The sequence below is a fragment of the Mycobacterium sp. NPDC003323 genome (assembly GCF_053589535.1).
Window position 1 is genome coordinate 187,562 of sequence record NZ_JBSFSB010000010.1, and the last position, 15,753, is coordinate 203,314.

Genomic DNA, 15,753 nt, shown 5'->3' on the forward strand with positions numbered 1-15,753 from the left:
CCCCGCTACTAGTGGGAAGCGGTCCTCGGAGGAAACTCCGGGGACCGTTTTCGTATGTCACCGAAATGCCCATTCGAATGCCACGCCCCGGGCGCGCTACCCCCGTGGTGTCCGGCTCGCTCAGTGACGTCGCCGGCGGACGTCATCAACCGGTGTGTCTCCGCGCGCTGGGCCGAGCCCCGCGACCGTTCTGGTCATCAGGCGATAGTGGATCGCCGGGCCCAACCATTCGGCGATGAAGCGGCGCAGGGCTGCGCCGTCATCGAGGAGCCGTCCGGGGTCGATGAACAGCGAGTGGAATGTGCGCGCGCACAGCTCGACCATGTCGTCGAAGCCCGCGTCGTCGAATCCGTGCCCCGCCCAGTCGACGTCGTACTGGCCCAGCAGGACACGTCCAAAAGATGTTGCCACCGCTGAGGTGAAGGGCTGGGTCTGAGCGTCGTCGCCCCGCACTTGGAAGACCTGCTCGAGCTGTGGGTCGCCGACGAGCGCCTCGAGCGTGAACGCCATGCCCTCCACCAGCGCGGCGACCGGGTCGTGCAGTCCACGCATGTGCTCGCGCAGTCGTTCCAGGAACCCGTCGGCCGACCGCATGCGACTGGCCGCCATCATGGCCTCCGAGCCGGGGAAGTACCGGTACACCGTCTGGCGGCTCACCCCGAGGCGACGCGCCACATCGGTGACGCTGACCGCCGCCGCATGTTGTGCCGCAAGCGAATCGACGGCATCGAGGATCCGGTTCATCGCCTCCTCATCGGATGCCGGAGTGTTCCCCGCCCACCCATGCCTACGCATGGCTCGTCCTCCGATCATCGTCCACCCCTGTGGACAGTTATGACATGAACGTATGGTCTGCGACCGACCTTATCAGGAGTGGCCATGTCCCCGTTCGCAGCCACGAAGGGCCCAAAAGTCGTATTACATGGTAATTCAGTGCCTGATCGCCCAAGGACACCGTCGATGCCGACTGGGGCACCGGATCTGTCCTGACAGGACAGATCCGAAAGCTATGACTCGTCAGCATCGACAGCGACTGGTAGGGTCGGCGACACCCGAAGTTTCGAGACCCAGGGTCTCTGAAGTCTTCCCATCGAGAGGTACTCCCATGGCCGACGCCGCGACGAGGCCTCCGCTGTCGCACGAACCGGGCGACGCTGCGCCAGGCCGCCTCTCGGTCCGCCGCAGACAGTGGCTACTGACCGTCGCCAGCGCCAACGTCCTGCTGGTCATGGCCTCGATGGTTGCGCTCAACGCGGCGCTCGGCGACCTGGCTGTGCAGACGTCGGCCACGCAAACCCAACTGACATGGATCGTCGACGGTTACACCCTGGCCTTGGCGTGTCTTCTGCTGCCCGCCGGCGCGCTCGGCGACCGCTTCGGCCGACGCGGTGCCCTGCTCGCCGGACTGCTGATCTTCACGGCCGCATCTGCCGCCCCGACCATCTGGGATGCACCGTGGCAGATCGTTGCCGCCCGCACCGTCGCCGGTGCGGGGGCGGCGTTCATCATGCCCGCCACGCTGTCACTGATCACCTCCGCCCACCCACCCGCAGAACGGAACAAGGCCGTTGGCATCTGGGCGGGCGTCGCCGGGTCGGGCGCCATCTTCGGGTTTCTCGGTGCCGGCGTGCTGCTGGCCTTCTTCTCCTGGCAGGCCATCTTCTACGGGTTCGCCGGTGCCGGCCTGTTGATGCTGGGTCTGACGCTGTCCGTCGGCTCGTCACGGGACGAGACCGCCGTCCCGATCGATTGGCGGGGCGCAGTCCTGATCGGTAGTGCCATCGCGATGTTCGTCCTCGGTGTCATCGAGGCGCCCATCCGGGGCTGGACAGATCCGGTCATCGTCGGCTGCATCGCGGGCAGCCTGCTGCTGGCGGTGGCCTTCACGTGGTTGCAGTTGCGCACACTCCATCCGCTTCTCGATGTCCGACTGTTCGCAGACGCGAGCTTCGGCGGCGGCGCAGCAGCCATCACGTTTCTGTTCTTCGCGATGTTCGGCTTTTTCTACCTCGTCATGCAGTTCATGCAGTTGGTCATGGGCTATTCCGCTCTCCAAACAGCTGTTGCGTTGTCTCCGTTGGCAATTCCCATGATGCTGCTCAGCAGCACCATTCACCTGTTCCTGCCGAGGATCGGCCTGCGCGTTGCGTTGTCCGCGGGCTTGTGCCTGCTCGCCGCGGGGCTGGTGTGGATGGCGACCCTCGACCCGGATGCGACATTCGTCGAGCTGGTGGGACCGCTGGTGGTGAGCTCACTGGGCCTGGGCTTCGTCATGTCTCCGGCCACGTCGGCGATCATGGCGGCCGCACCCGACGAGAAACAGGGTGTGGCGTCCGCTGTCAACGATGCCACCAGAGAGATCGGCGCCGCCATCGGCATCGCCGTGGCCGGCTCGGTACTCGCCGCCGGTTACCGCGACGCGTTGGCTCCGAGGATCGAAACCCTTCCCGCCGAGGCCCGCGAGGCGGCAACCGATTCACTGGCCGCCGCGCAGGCGGTGGCTCAGAGGCTGGGCCCACAGGCCGCCGAGTTGGCCAATCACGCGGAGGCGGCCTTCATGCACGCCATGAGTCAGGCACTGTACGGAATGGCTGCGACCCTGGTGGCGGGAGCCGTGCTGGTGGCTGTCGTGAGCCCGGGGCGAAGCGGCACGAGGCGGCGTCCAAAGGTGCGGCAGTGTTCTGCGTGAGGTGTGTCCGCGAATTCCAAGTCGATTGGTACAGAGAGGAATTCCATGCGTATGCCCCGTGCGGTGGCGACCTTCAATCGGCGCGTCACCAATCCGGCGGCTCGCTGGATTGCACCCTGGCTTCCGAATCTCGGAACGCTCGAACACGTCGGACGCAGATCCGGAAAGCGATACCAGACGCCGTTGCTCGTCTTCACGACCGAAGACGGCTTCGCCGTTCTTGTCGGTTACGGACTGGAATCGGACTGGCTGAAAAACGTCATGGCCGGCGGCGCAACAGTACTGCGTAAGCGGGGGAGAATCATCGCGGTGGGGAACCCACGGCTCGCAGACAAAGCTGTTGTTGCGCCGATCATCTCACCCGCATCCAGGGTGCTCTACCGTCTCTTCCCCTACAACGAGGCCGTGTTGGTGCTGGACAGGACGGACCATCGCGCTTCTCGATGATCGACGTCGCCTATGCCGGGTGTGAACCGAGCAACTGGTCGATGAGAGCGAGTTCGGTGTCGCTGACCCACGACGGGTTCGACTGCTGTGGGGCGCGCAACGCCTCCATGGCGGCCAGCCCGGGAACAGCGGCCAGCTCCGCGGCGGTGATCGGTTGGGCGAGTAGTGGGATGCGTACCGGGACGTGCAGTCGCGCACCGTCGGACCACACCTCGCCGTCGAGGTGCCCTGCTCCCCATATGCCGCGGTCGGGCCGTCCGGACACCCAGAACAGTGCCCGCTGTTCGGGGCGCATGAGCCGCGTCCGGTAGTTGTCCGCGACGCACCAGTGCGGCGTCGTCGCGCCGGCCGCCAGCATCGGCGCGATCGACGTCTTACCCGGGTTGCACTTGATCACCCAGGCGCCGAGCCGCTCGATCGTCACCTGCCCGCCGGTGTCAACGGTGCGCATGGCTCTCAGTCAGGAGTCCGGCGACGGTGATGGTCCGCGCCCGTCGGGCTGATCGTTGTTCTTCTGGGCACCCCAGCCGTGCACCCGGTCGATCTCGATGATCGCGCTGACGCGCGGCCGGTCCCGGTCGGGATAGGGCTTGCCCTGATAGTGCTGCGACAGGGCGTCGATATCGGCGAGTCCGTCGTCGTCGTACATGCGCACGACGCGACCGATGGCGGTGATGTGGGTGTACCAGTCGTCGCCGTCGATCACGGTCAACGAGACCCGTGGATCTGCGCGCATGTGGGCCAGGCGTTTTCGGGCGACATCCATGTTGACCAGCAGCTGGTCGTCTCGGAGCAGATACCAGGTGGCGGCCGATACGGGTTGGCCGTCGCGGCGGGTCGTCGCGATGACGGCGGGATTGGGTTTGCCCAGCATCTGCCGTGCGTCATCGGTGAGCGGTGCGGAGGTCATGGGGTCTGGATGCCCTGCCGGGGCTGGGTCCAATCGCGCCGGCGCGGTATCTGCGGCACGCCGGCGAGCAGTCCGCGTTGCGGGACGCCGGTGATGGGTTCGGCCGCGGCGCCCAGTTCGGCGAGCACATCGTTTGCCGCCAGTACCCCCGACATCGCCGAGCGTTCCATCAGGCCGGCCAGGTAGGGGAGCTCGATGTAGTCACCGGCCAGTCGCAGTCCGCGGGCGTCGGTGCGCACGCCGGGGCGGCTGCCCGCCGATCCGGGTGGGAACGCCGGCGCCGTCGCCTCCAGCCTGTCGTGGGCGTGCACGACGACCGCGTCGCTGGTTTCCGGCCACAGGGTGGCCAATTCGGCGCGCATCGCCGCGGCGGCCTCGTCGGCGTCGGCCAGACGGCATGAATACGAATGCAGTTCGATCACGGATCCACCCGTCGCGGCGGCCCACCGGATGGTGGGCTCCTCCAGCCGCGAGTACACCGCGATGGAATCCAGATTGGGTTGCCCGCTCACGGCGCTGAACGGTGCCCGTTCGGGCGCGACATCGCGGTCCAACCAGATCCGGCTGACCGCAAATGGCGGCGCCACAGTGAGCTGTCGGCATTTCTCGGCCAACAGCGGGGCCGCAGAAGCAATCGCCGATGAACCGCCGATCAGGGTGCGCAGCGCTGCGGGATCCAGCCCCAGGATCACGTGCCGCGCCGACATCGGCCCGGCCTCGGTGTCCAGCCGCCAGCTTTGCCCGTCCGGTTCTATGCCCGCGACAGCGGTACCCAGATGTACTCGACCGCCGCGACTTTCGAGGTAGTGCTGCAGCGGCTGCCAGATCGCGGTGGCGTGGTCGGTGTTCGGCACGTCGAAGCCGATGCCCTCGGGATTGCCCAGAAAGTAGTAGTGGAACATCGCCACCAGTTCGGCCGCCGAGATTTGGCCCTGGTTGCAGAAGAAGGACCGGGCGAACGCCTCGAACAGCATGCTGCGGGTCCGCTCGGTCATCCCGAGCCCGTCGAGAAACGTTGCGGCGTCCATAGAATCGAGTGCGGCGGTCGTCGTGGCGCGGTCGTAGGCCAACAGCGCGCGGCCGGTGTCGGGATCGGCGTGGGTGAGCTCACGCCGGGTCAGGCTCTTCGACCGCAGCGCCAGCGCCAGCAGATTCAGCGGTGGCGCGGCGGGCAGCCCGGACAGGTCCTCGGCAGGCCAGGTCGCCGAGATCACCGGGTAGCTGCGCACCGGGGCGAGGAACGACAACTGCGGATCGGCGCGACGCAGGATCGACCGCCAGGTGTAGTAGTGCCGAAAGAACGCGTGGAAGCCGTGCTCGATGAACTGCTCGGTGCCATCGGGCAGCCGTTCGGGCCAGGCACCCAGCCGCCCGCCCAGATGATCCTTGGCTTCCAGCACGGTCACCGCGACGCCGCGTTCGGCCAGCACGACGGCCGCCGACATGCCGGCGATGCCGCCACCGACGATGATCGCCTCGGCGCCGGGCGCGACGTCGGTGGGCAGCAGCGGATCCGGTGTCACCAGCCGGCGCGGTCGCATCCGCAACGGCGCGGCACGGCTTCGCAGCGCGTCCGTCATGGATGCTCTGCCTTGACCGCACGCCGGCGTAGCAACGTCAAGAGGAACGGAACGGCGATGGCCCCCATCACGATTCCGCCCATCACCGCGGACCCCGGCAGGCCGAAGAACACGAAATGCGCCATCACCGAGGAGAAGTACACCCACAGGTACAGCGCGGCCGCCGGCCCGGAGGTGCCGTCGTGCGGTGGCAGGGTCGTGTGCAGGGCGGCCATGATCAGGGCGGTGACCAGCAGCCAACCGAGGTAATTGGTGAGCGGGATGCCCGGGATGAGGGGAAGTCCGGGGTCGGGATGGGTCCACGCCCAATGACCGGCGTCGACCATCTGCGGATCCAGGAACACATCCCAGGCCGTCAGCGCCAGCGCACCGACGGCGATCACCGCGGCGGATCGGTGGGCCAGTGTCCGAGCGACCACCAGCGCGGGCCACGCCATCATCACCCACGCCAGCGGGATCACCACCGGCACACCGAGCAGTTGCGGGCCCAACGAACCGGAATACGCGTAGTCGCCGAACGGGAACCCGGTCAGCACGCCGATCGCCTCGGCCAGCAGACCCCCGCCACCGGCGATCATGACCAGCAGGACCGCGCCCCGCACGCCGTGCACGCGGGTGACATCGGCGACGGCGGCCAGGAAGAACAGCACCACACTGGTCACCGTGATCTCGGTGCGCGGGCCGTCGGGCAGTAGCGGGTACACGATCTGGCTGGCGATCGCCGCCGCCACCAGCAACCACGCCGGATGGACCGCGCGCAGGGAGCGGGACGGCACGGCCAACGCCACGTGTGATACCTCCTTCGACAGGAGCGGTCACCTGTCGGTGTGCGCCGCCACGAGGTGGCGGACGGGGTGCGTGCTCCGTAGAGTTCTCAGGTGCCCCAAGCGCGACGATCCCAACCATTCCGGACGCTTGTCGTCGCGGGTTCGTCCCTGGCGTGTCTGGGTACGGCGCACCAACTACTGAACCTACGTTACCTGCGACGTCCGCCGTCGGAGCCGCCGTCGGTGAGCGTGCCGGTGTCCATCCTGGTGCCCGCGCGCGACGAAGCGCACCGCATCGAGGCGACGATCCGCTCGCTGTTGGCGCAGCGCGGCCTTGCCGATGTCGAGATCCTGGTGCTGGACGACAACTCGACCGACGGCACGGCCGATGTCGTCAAGGACACCGCGACCGGCGATGCCCGGTTGCGGGTTCTGTCCGGCACCGCACCCCCGGCGGGGACGCTGGGCAAACCGCACGCCTGCGCGCAACTGGCCGCCGCGGCGCGCGGCGCGATCCTTATCTTCGTCGACGCCGATGTGGTGCTGACGCCCGACGCCGTGGCGGCCGCGGTCGCCGTGCTGCGCGGGCCCGACCCGCTGGATCTCCTGAGCCCGTGGCCACGACAACTCACCACGGGGCCGGCCGGTCGCCTCGTCCAGCCGCTGCTGGCCTGGTCCTGGCTGACCACGCTGCCGCTGCGCGTCGCGGAGCGATCGGCGCGGCCGTCGATGGCGGTGGCCAACGGTCAGTTCCTGGTCATCGAGGCCGACGCCCTGTCCCGGGCGGGTGGCTGGCAGTCGGTGTCGGGGGAGGTGCTCGACGATATCGCGTTGGCCCGCGCGATCCGCGCCGCCGGCGGTCGGACGGGGGTGGCCGACGGATCCGCGATCGCGACGTGCCGGATGTACACCAGCGGCCGCGAACTGCGCGAGGGCTACCGCAAATCGCTGTGGGCGGCGTTCGGTTCCCCGCTGGGCGCAATCGCGGTCGGTGCGGCGCTGGCCGTCGTCTACGTGCTGCCCGCGGTCGCCGTGATGACGGGCTCACGCATCGGTGCCCTCGGCTATGCCGCGGCGGTGCTGGGGCGCATCCCGTCCGCGCGGTGGTGCGCCGGGTCCGGCCGCGCCGCGGTCATCGACGCTGTGGCACATCCGGTTTCGGTGCTGACCTTGCTGGGGCTGCTGGCCTCGTCCTGGGTCGGTCGGGTTCGTGGATCGCTGCGCTGGAAGGGTCGGGCGGTATGAGTCGGGTGGTGATCATCGGGGCGGGTCTGGGCGGGCTGGCGGCCGCCGCCCGGCTGGGCGCCGCCGGGCACACGGTGACGGTGTACGAAAGTGCTGACACCGTGGGCGGAAAGCTCGGACTCATCGAGCGCGACGGCTTCACCTTCGACACCGGTCCGTCGCTGCTGACGTTGCCCGCCGTGCTGCAGCAGGTGTTCAGCGATACCGGCGATCCGCTCGAATTGCCGCTCAGCGCAGTCGATCCGGCGTGTTCGTACACCTTCGGGGACGGTACCACCCTGACGCTGCCGCACGATGCGGCCGAGGTTCCGGCGGCGCTCGACGCCGCCCTGGGCCCCGGCACCGGTGCGGGGTGGCAGCGTGTGCACGACCGGTCGCGACGGCTGTGGGAACTGGTCGGTGAGCCGGTGCTGCGCCGCCCGATCTCGCTGACCGCCATGGCGCGGATGAGCACCCGGCCGGCGGATCTGCGCGTCGTCGCGCCGTGGCTGACCATCGACGGCCTCGGCCGCCGGATGCTGCCCGACCCCCGGCTGCGCACCTGGCTGAACCGCTATGCCACCTACTCCGGATCCGACCCGCGCCGCACCCCCGCGGTGTTGTCGGTGACCGCGTTCGTCGAGCAGGAGTTCGGCGCCTGGTACGTGCCCGGCGGGCTGCGCCGCATCGTGGCGGCGCTCGCCCAGCGCTGCGGTGAACTCGGCGTCGAGGTGCGCACCGCGACGCCGGTCGAGTCGGTGCTCGTGCGCGACGGCCGGGCGGCCGGCGTGCGGGTGCACGGGCGCGAGGTGGCCGCCGACGTCGTCGTCAGCAACGCCGACGCCGCCGTGCTCTACGACCGGTTGCTGCCGCCGGGCACCGTCCGGGGTGCGCAGCGCCGGGCGCGACGCACCCCGCGCTCCATGGCCGGTTTCGCGATGCTGCTCGGGCTCACGGGACGTGAACCGGGTCCTGCGCACCGGGTCTACTTTCCCGCCGACTACGACGCCGAGTTCGACGCCATCTTCGGCCGTCGCCCCGCACCGGTCGCCGACCCCACCGTCTACGTGCACGCACCGGATGACCCGGCGCTTCGGCCCGACGACGATTCCGAGGGCTGGTTCGTACTGGTCAACGCCCCGGCGCACGACCCGGCGCACGGGGTCGACTGGGACGCGCCCGGTCTGGGTGAGCGCTACGCCCACCACATCCTCGACGTGCTGGCCACCCGCGGCGCCGACGTGCGCGACCGGATCCGCTTCGTCGAGACCGTGACACCGGCGGATCTGCAGCGTCGTGCCGGCGCTCCCGGCGGAGCCATCTACGGCACGGCCTCGCACGGGCCGCGGGCGGCGCTGCGCCGGCCCGCGAACCGCAGCCCGCTGTCCGGGCTCTACCTGGTGGGCGGCTCGGCGCATCCCGGTGGCGGCATCCCGCTGGTGCTGATGTCCGCGGAGATCGTCGCCGGCCTCATCGGTCCGGCGGAAACGTCGCCGGCATCGCGCGTCGCACCCCGTGCAGCAGCTGCGCCATCCCGACCACCCCGACGACGGTCCAGGTGACGGCGAGCATGGTGCCCCAGTTCCACCCCGTCATCGGCACGCCGGACCGCAACACCGCGGCACCCGCGGCGGCCAACCCGACCACGATCAGCCGGGTGGGGCGTTCGGCGACGGTGATCGCGCCGACGCCCGGCATCCCGACCGCCTGGGCGCGGGCGCGCACATACTCCAGCAGCAGCACCAGCGTCAGCGCCGCCACCACCGGGCCGGGCTCGGCGCCCAGCGCCAGCAGAACGGCGCCCAGCAACAGGTCGCCGAGGCGGTCGGCGACCGAGTCGATCACGGCGCCCAGGGGACGTGCCTTTCCCGTGCGCAGCGCCACCGCGCCATCGACGCCGTCCAGCACGCCGGCCGCGATGATCAACGCGACCGTCAGCGCCGGCCATCCGGGGCCGGCCACGGCCGCCCAGGCGCCCACCAGGGCCAGCACACCCAGCAACGACAGCACATCGGGTGGAATGCGAAGGACCGGGCCGGAGGCCAGGATTCGCACGACCGACAGCCAACCCCGGACGATGCGGGACGGTTGCACGCCGCCGTGCAGCGACGACCAACCCGCGTCGCCGCCGTCACCGGTCGGTTGCTGCGCTGTCATGCTGTCAGCTTGCCAGCACCGGGAGGCGCGGTGAACCGGGCGCGCAGGCTGGCGTCTCAGGTCGGCAGAACCTTCCCCGGTACGGATCTTGCGCTGTGGGCGGCCGGGGCCACCTATTTCGGGGTGATCGGACTGGTGCCGCTGGCGTTGGTGTCGCTGTGGGCGGCCGGTCTGCTGGTCGGCCACGACGCGGTCATCTCGTCGATGGACGTGGCCATCGGCGGATTGCCTTCCGGGCACGGCACACCCGAGGCGCTGCGCACCCTGACATCGGTCGCGTTGTCGATGTCGTGGTGGCAGGCGCTGGTGGTGCTGTTCCCGGCCAGCCTCTACGGGGAGGGTCTCCGCCGGGCGTTCGTCCAATTGACCCCTGCACCAGACAAACTCACCGGATGGCGCGGACGAGCAGGGCTCCTCGGCGTGGCCGCCGTCGCACCGTTTCTGGTGCTCGCGGTGCTGGCCTCGGCGCCGTACGTGGCCCCGCTCTACACCGGCGCGGGATGGTCGCTGGTGTGGGGCGTATTCGTCGGTTTCCACGTCGTCTGGATCGCGGTCTCGACGGCGTTGGTGGGGGTGTACGGGCTCATCGCGCCGGGTCGGTTCCGGCTGAAAGCCTTGCTGGCGGGTGCTTTTGGCTCCGGTGCCGTCCTCGCGGGGTTCTTGCAGGGGTTCATCCTGTTCCTGGCCATCCCGATCGAGTGGTCGGCGCCGTTCGGCGGCATGCCCGTCATCGGGGCGGTGTCGGCGCTGGCGCTGTGGCTGTACCTCGTGCACATCCTGGTGCTGTGCGGATTTCGTATCACCGTGGTCCTCAACGGAGTGCTCACCACGCGCAATGCGTCGCCCTAGACCCTGTCGAAGACCATTTCCGGCCAGTACGCTCGGGTCGGAGGGGACGGGAGCTGAACGTGGCCGATACGAAATTCGTCGAGATTCACGGGGTGCGCCAGGCGGTTGTGGACGAGGGCAGCGGTGACGAGGTCCTGTTGCTGATCCACGGGATGGCGGGCAGCGCGGAGACCTGGCGCGCGGTGCTGCCCCAGCTGGCGAAGAGATACCGGGTGATCGCTCCTGACCTGCTCGGCCACGGGCAGTCGTCGAAACCGCGCACCGATTACTCGCTGGGCGCCTTCGCCGTCGGTCTGCGGGACCTGCTCGACGAACTCGGTGTGCCTTCGGCCACCGTGGTCGGGCATTCCCTGGGCGGCGGGGTCGCGATGCAGTTCCTGTATCAGCATCCCGACTACTGCCGCCGGCTCGTGTTGATCGGCAGCGGGGGACTGGGGCCCGATGTGGGGTGGATCCTGCGGTTGCTCGCGGCCCCGGGCGCGGAGTTCGTGATGCCGGTGATCGCACCGCCACCGGTGCTGCGCGCCGGCAATGCGGTGCGGTCCTGGCTGACCTCGGCCGGTCTGCGCTCGCCGCGGGGAGCCGAGATCTGGAATGCCTACTCCTCCTTCGCCGACAGTGAGACACGTGAGGCCTTCCTGCGGACCCTGCGGTCGGTCGTCGACTACCGGGGCCAATCGGTGAGTGCGCTGAACCGCCTCAATCTGCGAGAGGCCCTGCCGGTGCTGGCGATCTGGGGTGAGGACGACAACATCATCCCGGTCGACCATGCCTACTCGGCCTTGGAGATCCGGCCGGACTGTCGACTCGAAATTCTGCCCGGGGTGGGGCATTTCGCGCAGGTCGAGGCGCCCACTCAGGTCGTCGACCTGATCGACGAGTTCGTCTCGACGACGACCCCGGACGTGTCCCAGCGCGGATAGGGCCCTGCGGGATCGATCCCCCGTTCAGGCCGACGCGCCGGTCCGGCACAGACGGTGCTCGTGCGCTGCCGTGACATCCGCAGCGACCGCGGTGATGTTGTCGGTCAACGAGATCGGGGTGCCGACCTCGGTGTTGTAGATGACGTGCGACGAGGCGACCGTGGTGCCGCAGTATTCGAAGATCCCGTGTTCGATGCCGGTGCGCATCGACTCGGTATAGCCGTGACGTTCATAGGTACCCGGGTCGGTGCCCGCCAGCGCCAGCAGGTGGATGTCCAGGCGCGAGAGCGCGTCCGCGTGCACATGGTCGTCGCCGTATGCCCAGCCGTAGCTGATCACCCGGTCGATCCACCCCTTGAGCAATGCCGGCATGCCCCACCAGTAGACCGGATAGACCAGCACCATCGCGTCGGCGCGCTCCACCCGTTCCTGCTCGCGGCGCACGTCGGCGGGCACCGGCTGCTGTCCGCGCATGACGGCCAGATCGGTGGCGGTGAAGCGCGGGTCGAAACCTTCGGCGGCAAGATCGGCGACCTCGACGGTGTCGCCCTCGGCGGTGCTGAGCGCGGCAGCCAGTGCGCGTGCCGTGGTGCCGGTCAACGATTCGGGTTGCGGATGTGCGAAGAGAACGAGCGAGTGCATCATGTCTCCCGGTAGAGTCTGTAGAACTTACGATTAGTAACTTACTATTCGTAACTTAGCACGGGAGGGGAGTGTCGGCCACCCATGGCGGATGCGGTCAAGAAGCGCATGTCGAAGGACCAGCGGCATGCTCAACTCCTCGACGTCGCTCAGGAGCTCATCCGGTCCGACGGTAGTGATGCGCTGACGTTGGCCCGGATCGCCGAACGTGCCGGCGTGGCCAAGCCGCTGGTGTACAACCACTTCGGGACGCGTGCTGCGGTGCTGGCCGAGCTCTACGCTGCTTTCGACGAGCGCCAGCACGCGGCGCTGGATGCGGCGCTGTCGGCTGCGCCCGGCGATCTGTCGACGGTGGCACAGACGATTGCCGATGCCTATATCGGGTGCGCGCAGAGCGAGGGCACCGAACTGCCCGGACTCGTTGCCGCCCTTGCGGGTTCACCCGAGCTGGACCGGATACGACGCGAGGCCGATCAGTCGTTCGGCGGCAAGTGTCGAGTGGCGCTGCTGCCCTTCGCGCGCAACGGCGAGATCCCCGACGCGGCGATCCACGCGATCCTGGGGGCGGCCGATGGCGTCGCACGCGCCGTCATCGCCGGGGAGATCTCGACCGAAGCGGCCCATGCGGCGCTGGCGACGGTCATCGCCGCGCTCGTCGAACGCGCCGATTGACTCGGCTCGCCGCCGTCGATTCAGGCCGGATCAGTGGCCGTATGCGGCGCTACCGACCATCGACGTCTCATGTCGGCGACGCATCGCCATGACGGCGAGACTGCTCACGCCGGCGAGCACGCCGACGCCCGTGAGTGCCAGCGTCCACAGCCTGCGGTCCTCGAGGTCCATGCGGCATAGTTCGGTGTAATCGGCATCGGCCGGAATGTAGTCGCCGACAGGGAGGTCGACGACATCGCGAGTTTCGAAGTTGCGTGCCTCCGACAGATCAGGAAAAGCGGCGCTGCCGCAGTTGACCACGGCCAGCGCCGGTGACACCGACACCGGTGTCACCAACCCCACCAGGCCGACGAGTACCGCGCCCACCCCGCACAGGAATAACCATCGCATATTCGTCGCATACCCAGATGGACCGTGCCGATAGGTCGACTCGCGTTTTGTGGCCGATACCGCCGTGATCGTGCGTTCTCGGTCTCTTCCTCACTGCAGTTGACGTCGGGCGTCAGCAGCCGGCGTGCCCGTCTGTATCGGCTTCGGTGTTGTGCATCCCGACGATCCGGTGCAGAGCGGGAACGGGTTCGACGATGACACAGTCCTTTCCGCTGCGCTTCGCGTCGTACATCAGCGCGTCGGCGCGGTGCAGGAGCCGTTCGGCGGAGCATCCTTGCGTCGACATCACCACGCCGGCACTGACCGATGGCCGGTCGTAGACGTCCCCGGTACTGAGGCGGATCGGTCGTCGTACTTCGGCCGCGAGACGCTCCGCCATGGCGTGCAGCCCATCGATGTCGTCTGCGTCGGGACACAGAACTGCGAACTCGTCACCGCCCAGCCGCGCGGCGATATCCGTCGGCCGGATCGCTGAAGTGATGCGCTCGGACACCTCGATCAGGACGTCGTCGCCCCCGGCGTGCCCCCACGTGTCGTTGACCGCTTTGAAGTCATCGAGGTCCAGAAAGATCAGTCCGACGCGTTCGGAACGTGGTGGGCGTGCCAAGAGTGCACTTTCGACCGATGCGGTGAACAAGGCCCGGTTGGCCAGTCCGGTCAGCGGGTCGTGCGACGCCAGATGGTCCGCCCGGTCGCGTGCCTGTTCCAGTTGGGTGATCAGCCGGGTTCGCGAGTCGCGGTACAGCGACAGTGTCACGACCACCAAGCTCAGGCTGCCGACCATCGCTTGCGCCAGAAGCGCGCGGACCTGAACATCGGGCCCGACGAACACTCCGGTGTCCGACAGCGTCGCCCAGACGATCCAGATCCCGGCGACCGTGAGGAATATGGTGCTGACGGTCGTGCTGTAGCGCAGGGCCACCCACATCGTCGGCACCAGGGTCAGAAAAGCCATCGGCAGACCGGAGTTGACCCAGAAGGTGAAGTAGAAGATGGCCGCGAGCACACCCGCTACGGCGAGTGCTTCGATCACCGATGCGGCGGTGAGCTGCGGGTGGCCGAGGGGCCGTTCGCGCAGACTCAACCAGATGGATACGCCGAGCAGCGTGGTGGCACCGTTGCGCACCGCGAACAGTTCGAACGTCTCCCACGCGGGTGCATTCAGCTCGATGGCGAAGAAGGCGGTGGCCAGTGCGGCCGAGATGCAAGTACCCGCGGCGACGGCCGCGATGAGCCGCACCAGATCAGTGGGATCGCGAAATGCCACGTCCCGGCGGCGGTATGTCAGCAGTTCGACGGTCACCACGGACAGCACGACGTTGACGAGCACGAACCACACGCTGAGTTGTACAGAGGCACCGGTGGCGATGTTGGTGACGAAGGCGGTCAGTACCAGTGCGGTCAGATGAGCGGCGCGTTCTGCCGGGCGGAGCCGCCATGCCGACAGCAGCCAGATGACCCCCACGGCCGCCGCCGGCCACACCAGGGCGACCTCGCCACCGTTGAGTCGGCTGGCGCGGCCGATGAGCACCGCTGCCGCGTAGGCGAGCGGTAACGCAACCAGATAGCCCACCGAGCGCAACATCCGACCCACCGCGTTCCCCCGAACACAATCCTGAATCAAGAATGCAGTGCGCGGTGCGCCTTTTTCAGCAAACGCACAAAGTATTCGAAATCGCACCGAGCGTCGGGCCGCGATCCCGGATAGCCACTTTTGACACCGGCGAACGTGAGCCTCAGCCGTCCGGCGGCGGTACGCCGAATCTGAGTCAGGCGAAGTCCACACCCAGTTCGGCGAGCAACCGCCGCACCCGTGCCTCGATGTCATCGCGGATCGGACGCACGGCGTCGAGGCCCTGCCCGGCGGGATCGGGCAGTTCCCAGTTCTCGTAACGCTTGCCCGGATACATCGGGCAGGTGTCCCCGCAGCCCATGGTGACCACCACGTCGGCGGCGCGGACGCTCTCGTCGGTCCACGCCTTGGGGTATTCACCGGTGATGTCGATGCCTACCTCGGCCATGGCGGCGACGGCGGACGGATTGATCTGATCGGCCGGCTCGGAGCCACCCGACAGCGCCACTGCGCGCCCGTCGGCCAAATGGGTGAGATAGCCGAGCGCCATCTGCGATCGTCCGGCGTTGTGTGTGCACAGGAACAGTACGGTCGGCCTGTCGTCGGCGGTCATGTCGTCGCGTCCGTTCTCGTCGTATTGGGGTGATTGCCGAACCGTTTACGCAGGGCCAGGGAGACGTAGACCAGGGCCACCAGGACGGGTACTTCGATCAGTGGTCCGACGACGCCTGCCAGGGCTTGTCCGGAGGTGGCGCCGTAGGTGGCGATGGCCACCGCGATGGCGAGTTCGAAGTTGTTGCCCGCGGCGGTGAAGGCCAGGGTGGTGGTGCGCTGATAGCCCAGGCCGATCGCGGCGCCGAGCAGGTATCCGCCGCCCCACATGATGGCGAAGTAGGCCAGCAGGGGCAGCGCGATGCGCACGACGTCCAG

Annotated in this window: 18 protein-coding genes; 7 read left to right on the forward strand and 11 right to left on the reverse strand. The window is 68.5% G+C overall.

Going from position 1 to position 15,753, the window contains the following annotated elements:
* Nucleotides 1-120: 120 nt before the first annotated feature.
* Nucleotides 121-795, reverse strand: coding sequence for a TetR/AcrR family transcriptional regulator (locus ACWDUN_RS21500; RefSeq protein WP_449932021.1), 675 nt, complete (start codon nt 793-795; stop codon nt 121-123).
* Between the two features lie 310 nt (nt 796-1,105).
* Between ACWDUN_RS21500 and ACWDUN_RS21505 the strand changes: the two genes are divergently transcribed.
* Together ACWDUN_RS21505 and ACWDUN_RS21510 are read left to right on the forward strand one after the other, a co-directional pair.
* Nucleotides 1,106-2,689 carry an MFS transporter gene (locus tag ACWDUN_RS21505; RefSeq protein WP_449932022.1) on the forward strand — a complete coding sequence of 528 codons (1,584 nt, stop codon included), beginning with the start codon at nt 1,106-1,108 and terminating at the stop codon, nt 2,687-2,689.
* A gap of 45 nt (nt 2,690-2,734) precedes the next feature.
* Nucleotides 2,735-3,136: a nitroreductase family deazaflavin-dependent oxidoreductase gene (locus ACWDUN_RS21510; RefSeq protein ID WP_449932023.1), complete on the forward strand. Its 402-nt coding sequence runs from the start codon at nt 2,735-2,737 to the stop codon at nt 3,134-3,136.
* Nucleotides 3,137-3,146: 10 nt separating this feature from the next.
* Here the strand turns inward: ACWDUN_RS21510 and ACWDUN_RS21515 are convergent, their stop codons facing one another.
* The 4 genes from ACWDUN_RS21515 to ACWDUN_RS21530 are packed head-to-tail and all read right to left on the reverse strand — an operon-like array spanning nt 3,147 to nt 6,414.
* On the reverse strand, nt 3,147-3,587 hold the full coding sequence (locus tag ACWDUN_RS21515) for a hypothetical protein (RefSeq protein ID WP_449932024.1): 441 nt from the start codon (nt 3,585-3,587) through the stop codon (nt 3,147-3,149).
* Nucleotides 3,588-3,596: 9 nt separating this feature from the next.
* Nucleotides 3,597-4,046, reverse strand: coding sequence for a PPOX class F420-dependent oxidoreductase (locus ACWDUN_RS21520; RefSeq protein WP_449932025.1), 450 nt, complete (start codon nt 4,044-4,046; stop codon nt 3,597-3,599).
* Nucleotides 4,043-5,626, reverse strand: coding sequence for an FAD-dependent oxidoreductase (locus tag ACWDUN_RS21525; RefSeq protein WP_449932026.1), 1,584 nt, complete (start codon nt 5,624-5,626; stop codon nt 4,043-4,045). The genes ACWDUN_RS21520 and ACWDUN_RS21525 overlap by 4 nt, the downstream gene beginning before the upstream one ends.
* Nucleotides 5,623-6,414, reverse strand: a complete 792-nt coding sequence (locus ACWDUN_RS21530) for a carotenoid biosynthesis protein (protein ID WP_449932027.1) — start codon at nt 6,412-6,414, stop codon at nt 5,623-5,625. The genes ACWDUN_RS21525 and ACWDUN_RS21530 overlap by 4 nt, the downstream gene beginning before the upstream one ends.
* 222 nt (nt 6,415-6,636) lie before the next feature.
* Here ACWDUN_RS21530 and ACWDUN_RS21535 point away from each other — a divergent pair, with 222 nt between their 5' ends.
* Together ACWDUN_RS21535 and ACWDUN_RS21540 are read left to right on the forward strand one after the other, a co-directional pair.
* A complete protein-coding gene (locus ACWDUN_RS21535; RefSeq protein ID WP_449932028.1) occupies nt 6,637-7,638 on the forward strand; it encodes a glycosyltransferase in 1,002 nt (333 codons plus the stop codon).
* Nucleotides 7,635-9,179 (forward strand): phytoene desaturase family protein, encoded by a 1,545-nt coding sequence (locus tag ACWDUN_RS21540; RefSeq protein WP_449932029.1) that lies wholly within the window; start codon nt 7,635-7,637, stop codon nt 9,177-9,179. Before ACWDUN_RS21535 ends, ACWDUN_RS21540 begins: the two co-directional genes overlap by 4 nt.
* Here the strand turns inward: ACWDUN_RS21540 and ACWDUN_RS21545 are convergent.
* Nucleotides 9,088-9,774 carry a CDP-alcohol phosphatidyltransferase family protein gene (locus ACWDUN_RS21545; RefSeq protein WP_449932030.1) on the reverse strand — a complete coding sequence of 229 codons (687 nt, stop codon included), beginning with the start codon at nt 9,772-9,774 and terminating at the stop codon, nt 9,088-9,090. The two genes, ACWDUN_RS21540 and ACWDUN_RS21545, sit on opposite strands and share 92 nt — an antisense overlap.
* Nucleotides 9,775-9,783: 9 nt before the next feature.
* On the opposite strand from ACWDUN_RS21545, the gene ACWDUN_RS21550 reads away from it, so the two are divergent.
* Both ACWDUN_RS21550 and ACWDUN_RS21555 read left to right on the forward strand, forming a co-directional pair.
* Nucleotides 9,784-10,623, forward strand: coding sequence for a YhjD/YihY/BrkB family envelope integrity protein (locus ACWDUN_RS21550; protein ID WP_449932031.1), 840 nt, complete (start codon nt 9,784-9,786; stop codon nt 10,621-10,623).
* A gap of 59 nt (nt 10,624-10,682) precedes the next feature.
* Nucleotides 10,683-11,546, forward strand: coding sequence for an alpha/beta fold hydrolase (locus ACWDUN_RS21555; RefSeq protein ID WP_449932032.1), 864 nt, complete (start codon nt 10,683-10,685; stop codon nt 11,544-11,546).
* Nucleotides 11,547-11,570: 24 nt separating this feature from the next.
* Here ACWDUN_RS21555 and ACWDUN_RS21560 read toward each other — a convergent pair whose 3' ends face one another.
* Nucleotides 11,571-12,188: an NAD(P)H-dependent oxidoreductase gene (locus tag ACWDUN_RS21560; RefSeq protein WP_449932033.1), complete on the reverse strand. Its 618-nt coding sequence runs from the start codon at nt 12,186-12,188 to the stop codon at nt 11,571-11,573.
* Between the two features lie 84 nt (nt 12,189-12,272).
* On the opposite strand from ACWDUN_RS21560, the gene ACWDUN_RS21565 reads away from it, so the two are divergent.
* A complete protein-coding gene (locus ACWDUN_RS21565; protein WP_449932034.1) occupies nt 12,273-12,860 on the forward strand; it encodes a TetR/AcrR family transcriptional regulator in 588 nt (195 codons plus the stop codon).
* A 30-nt stretch (nt 12,861-12,890) separates the two neighbouring features.
* Here the strand turns inward: ACWDUN_RS21565 and ACWDUN_RS21570 are convergent, their stop codons facing one another.
* The 4 genes from ACWDUN_RS21570 to ACWDUN_RS21585 form a co-directional block, all read right to left on the reverse strand.
* A complete protein-coding gene (locus ACWDUN_RS21570) occupies nt 12,891-13,250 on the reverse strand; it encodes a hypothetical protein (protein WP_449932035.1) in 360 nt (119 codons plus the stop codon).
* Between the two features lie 112 nt (nt 13,251-13,362).
* Entirely contained in the window at nt 13,363-14,835 is a 1,473-nt protein-coding gene (locus tag ACWDUN_RS21575) for a diguanylate cyclase domain-containing protein (protein ID WP_449932036.1), read from the reverse strand.
* Between the two features lie 184 nt (nt 14,836-15,019).
* Nucleotides 15,020-15,436 carry an arsenate reductase ArsC gene (locus ACWDUN_RS21580; RefSeq protein WP_449932037.1) on the reverse strand — a complete coding sequence of 139 codons (417 nt, stop codon included), beginning with the start codon at nt 15,434-15,436 and terminating at the stop codon, nt 15,020-15,022.
* Nucleotides 15,433-15,753 (reverse strand): arsenic resistance protein (locus ACWDUN_RS21585; protein ID WP_449932038.1); only part of this gene is annotated, 321 nt, incomplete at its 5' end. The genes ACWDUN_RS21580 and ACWDUN_RS21585, both read right to left, overlap by 4 nt.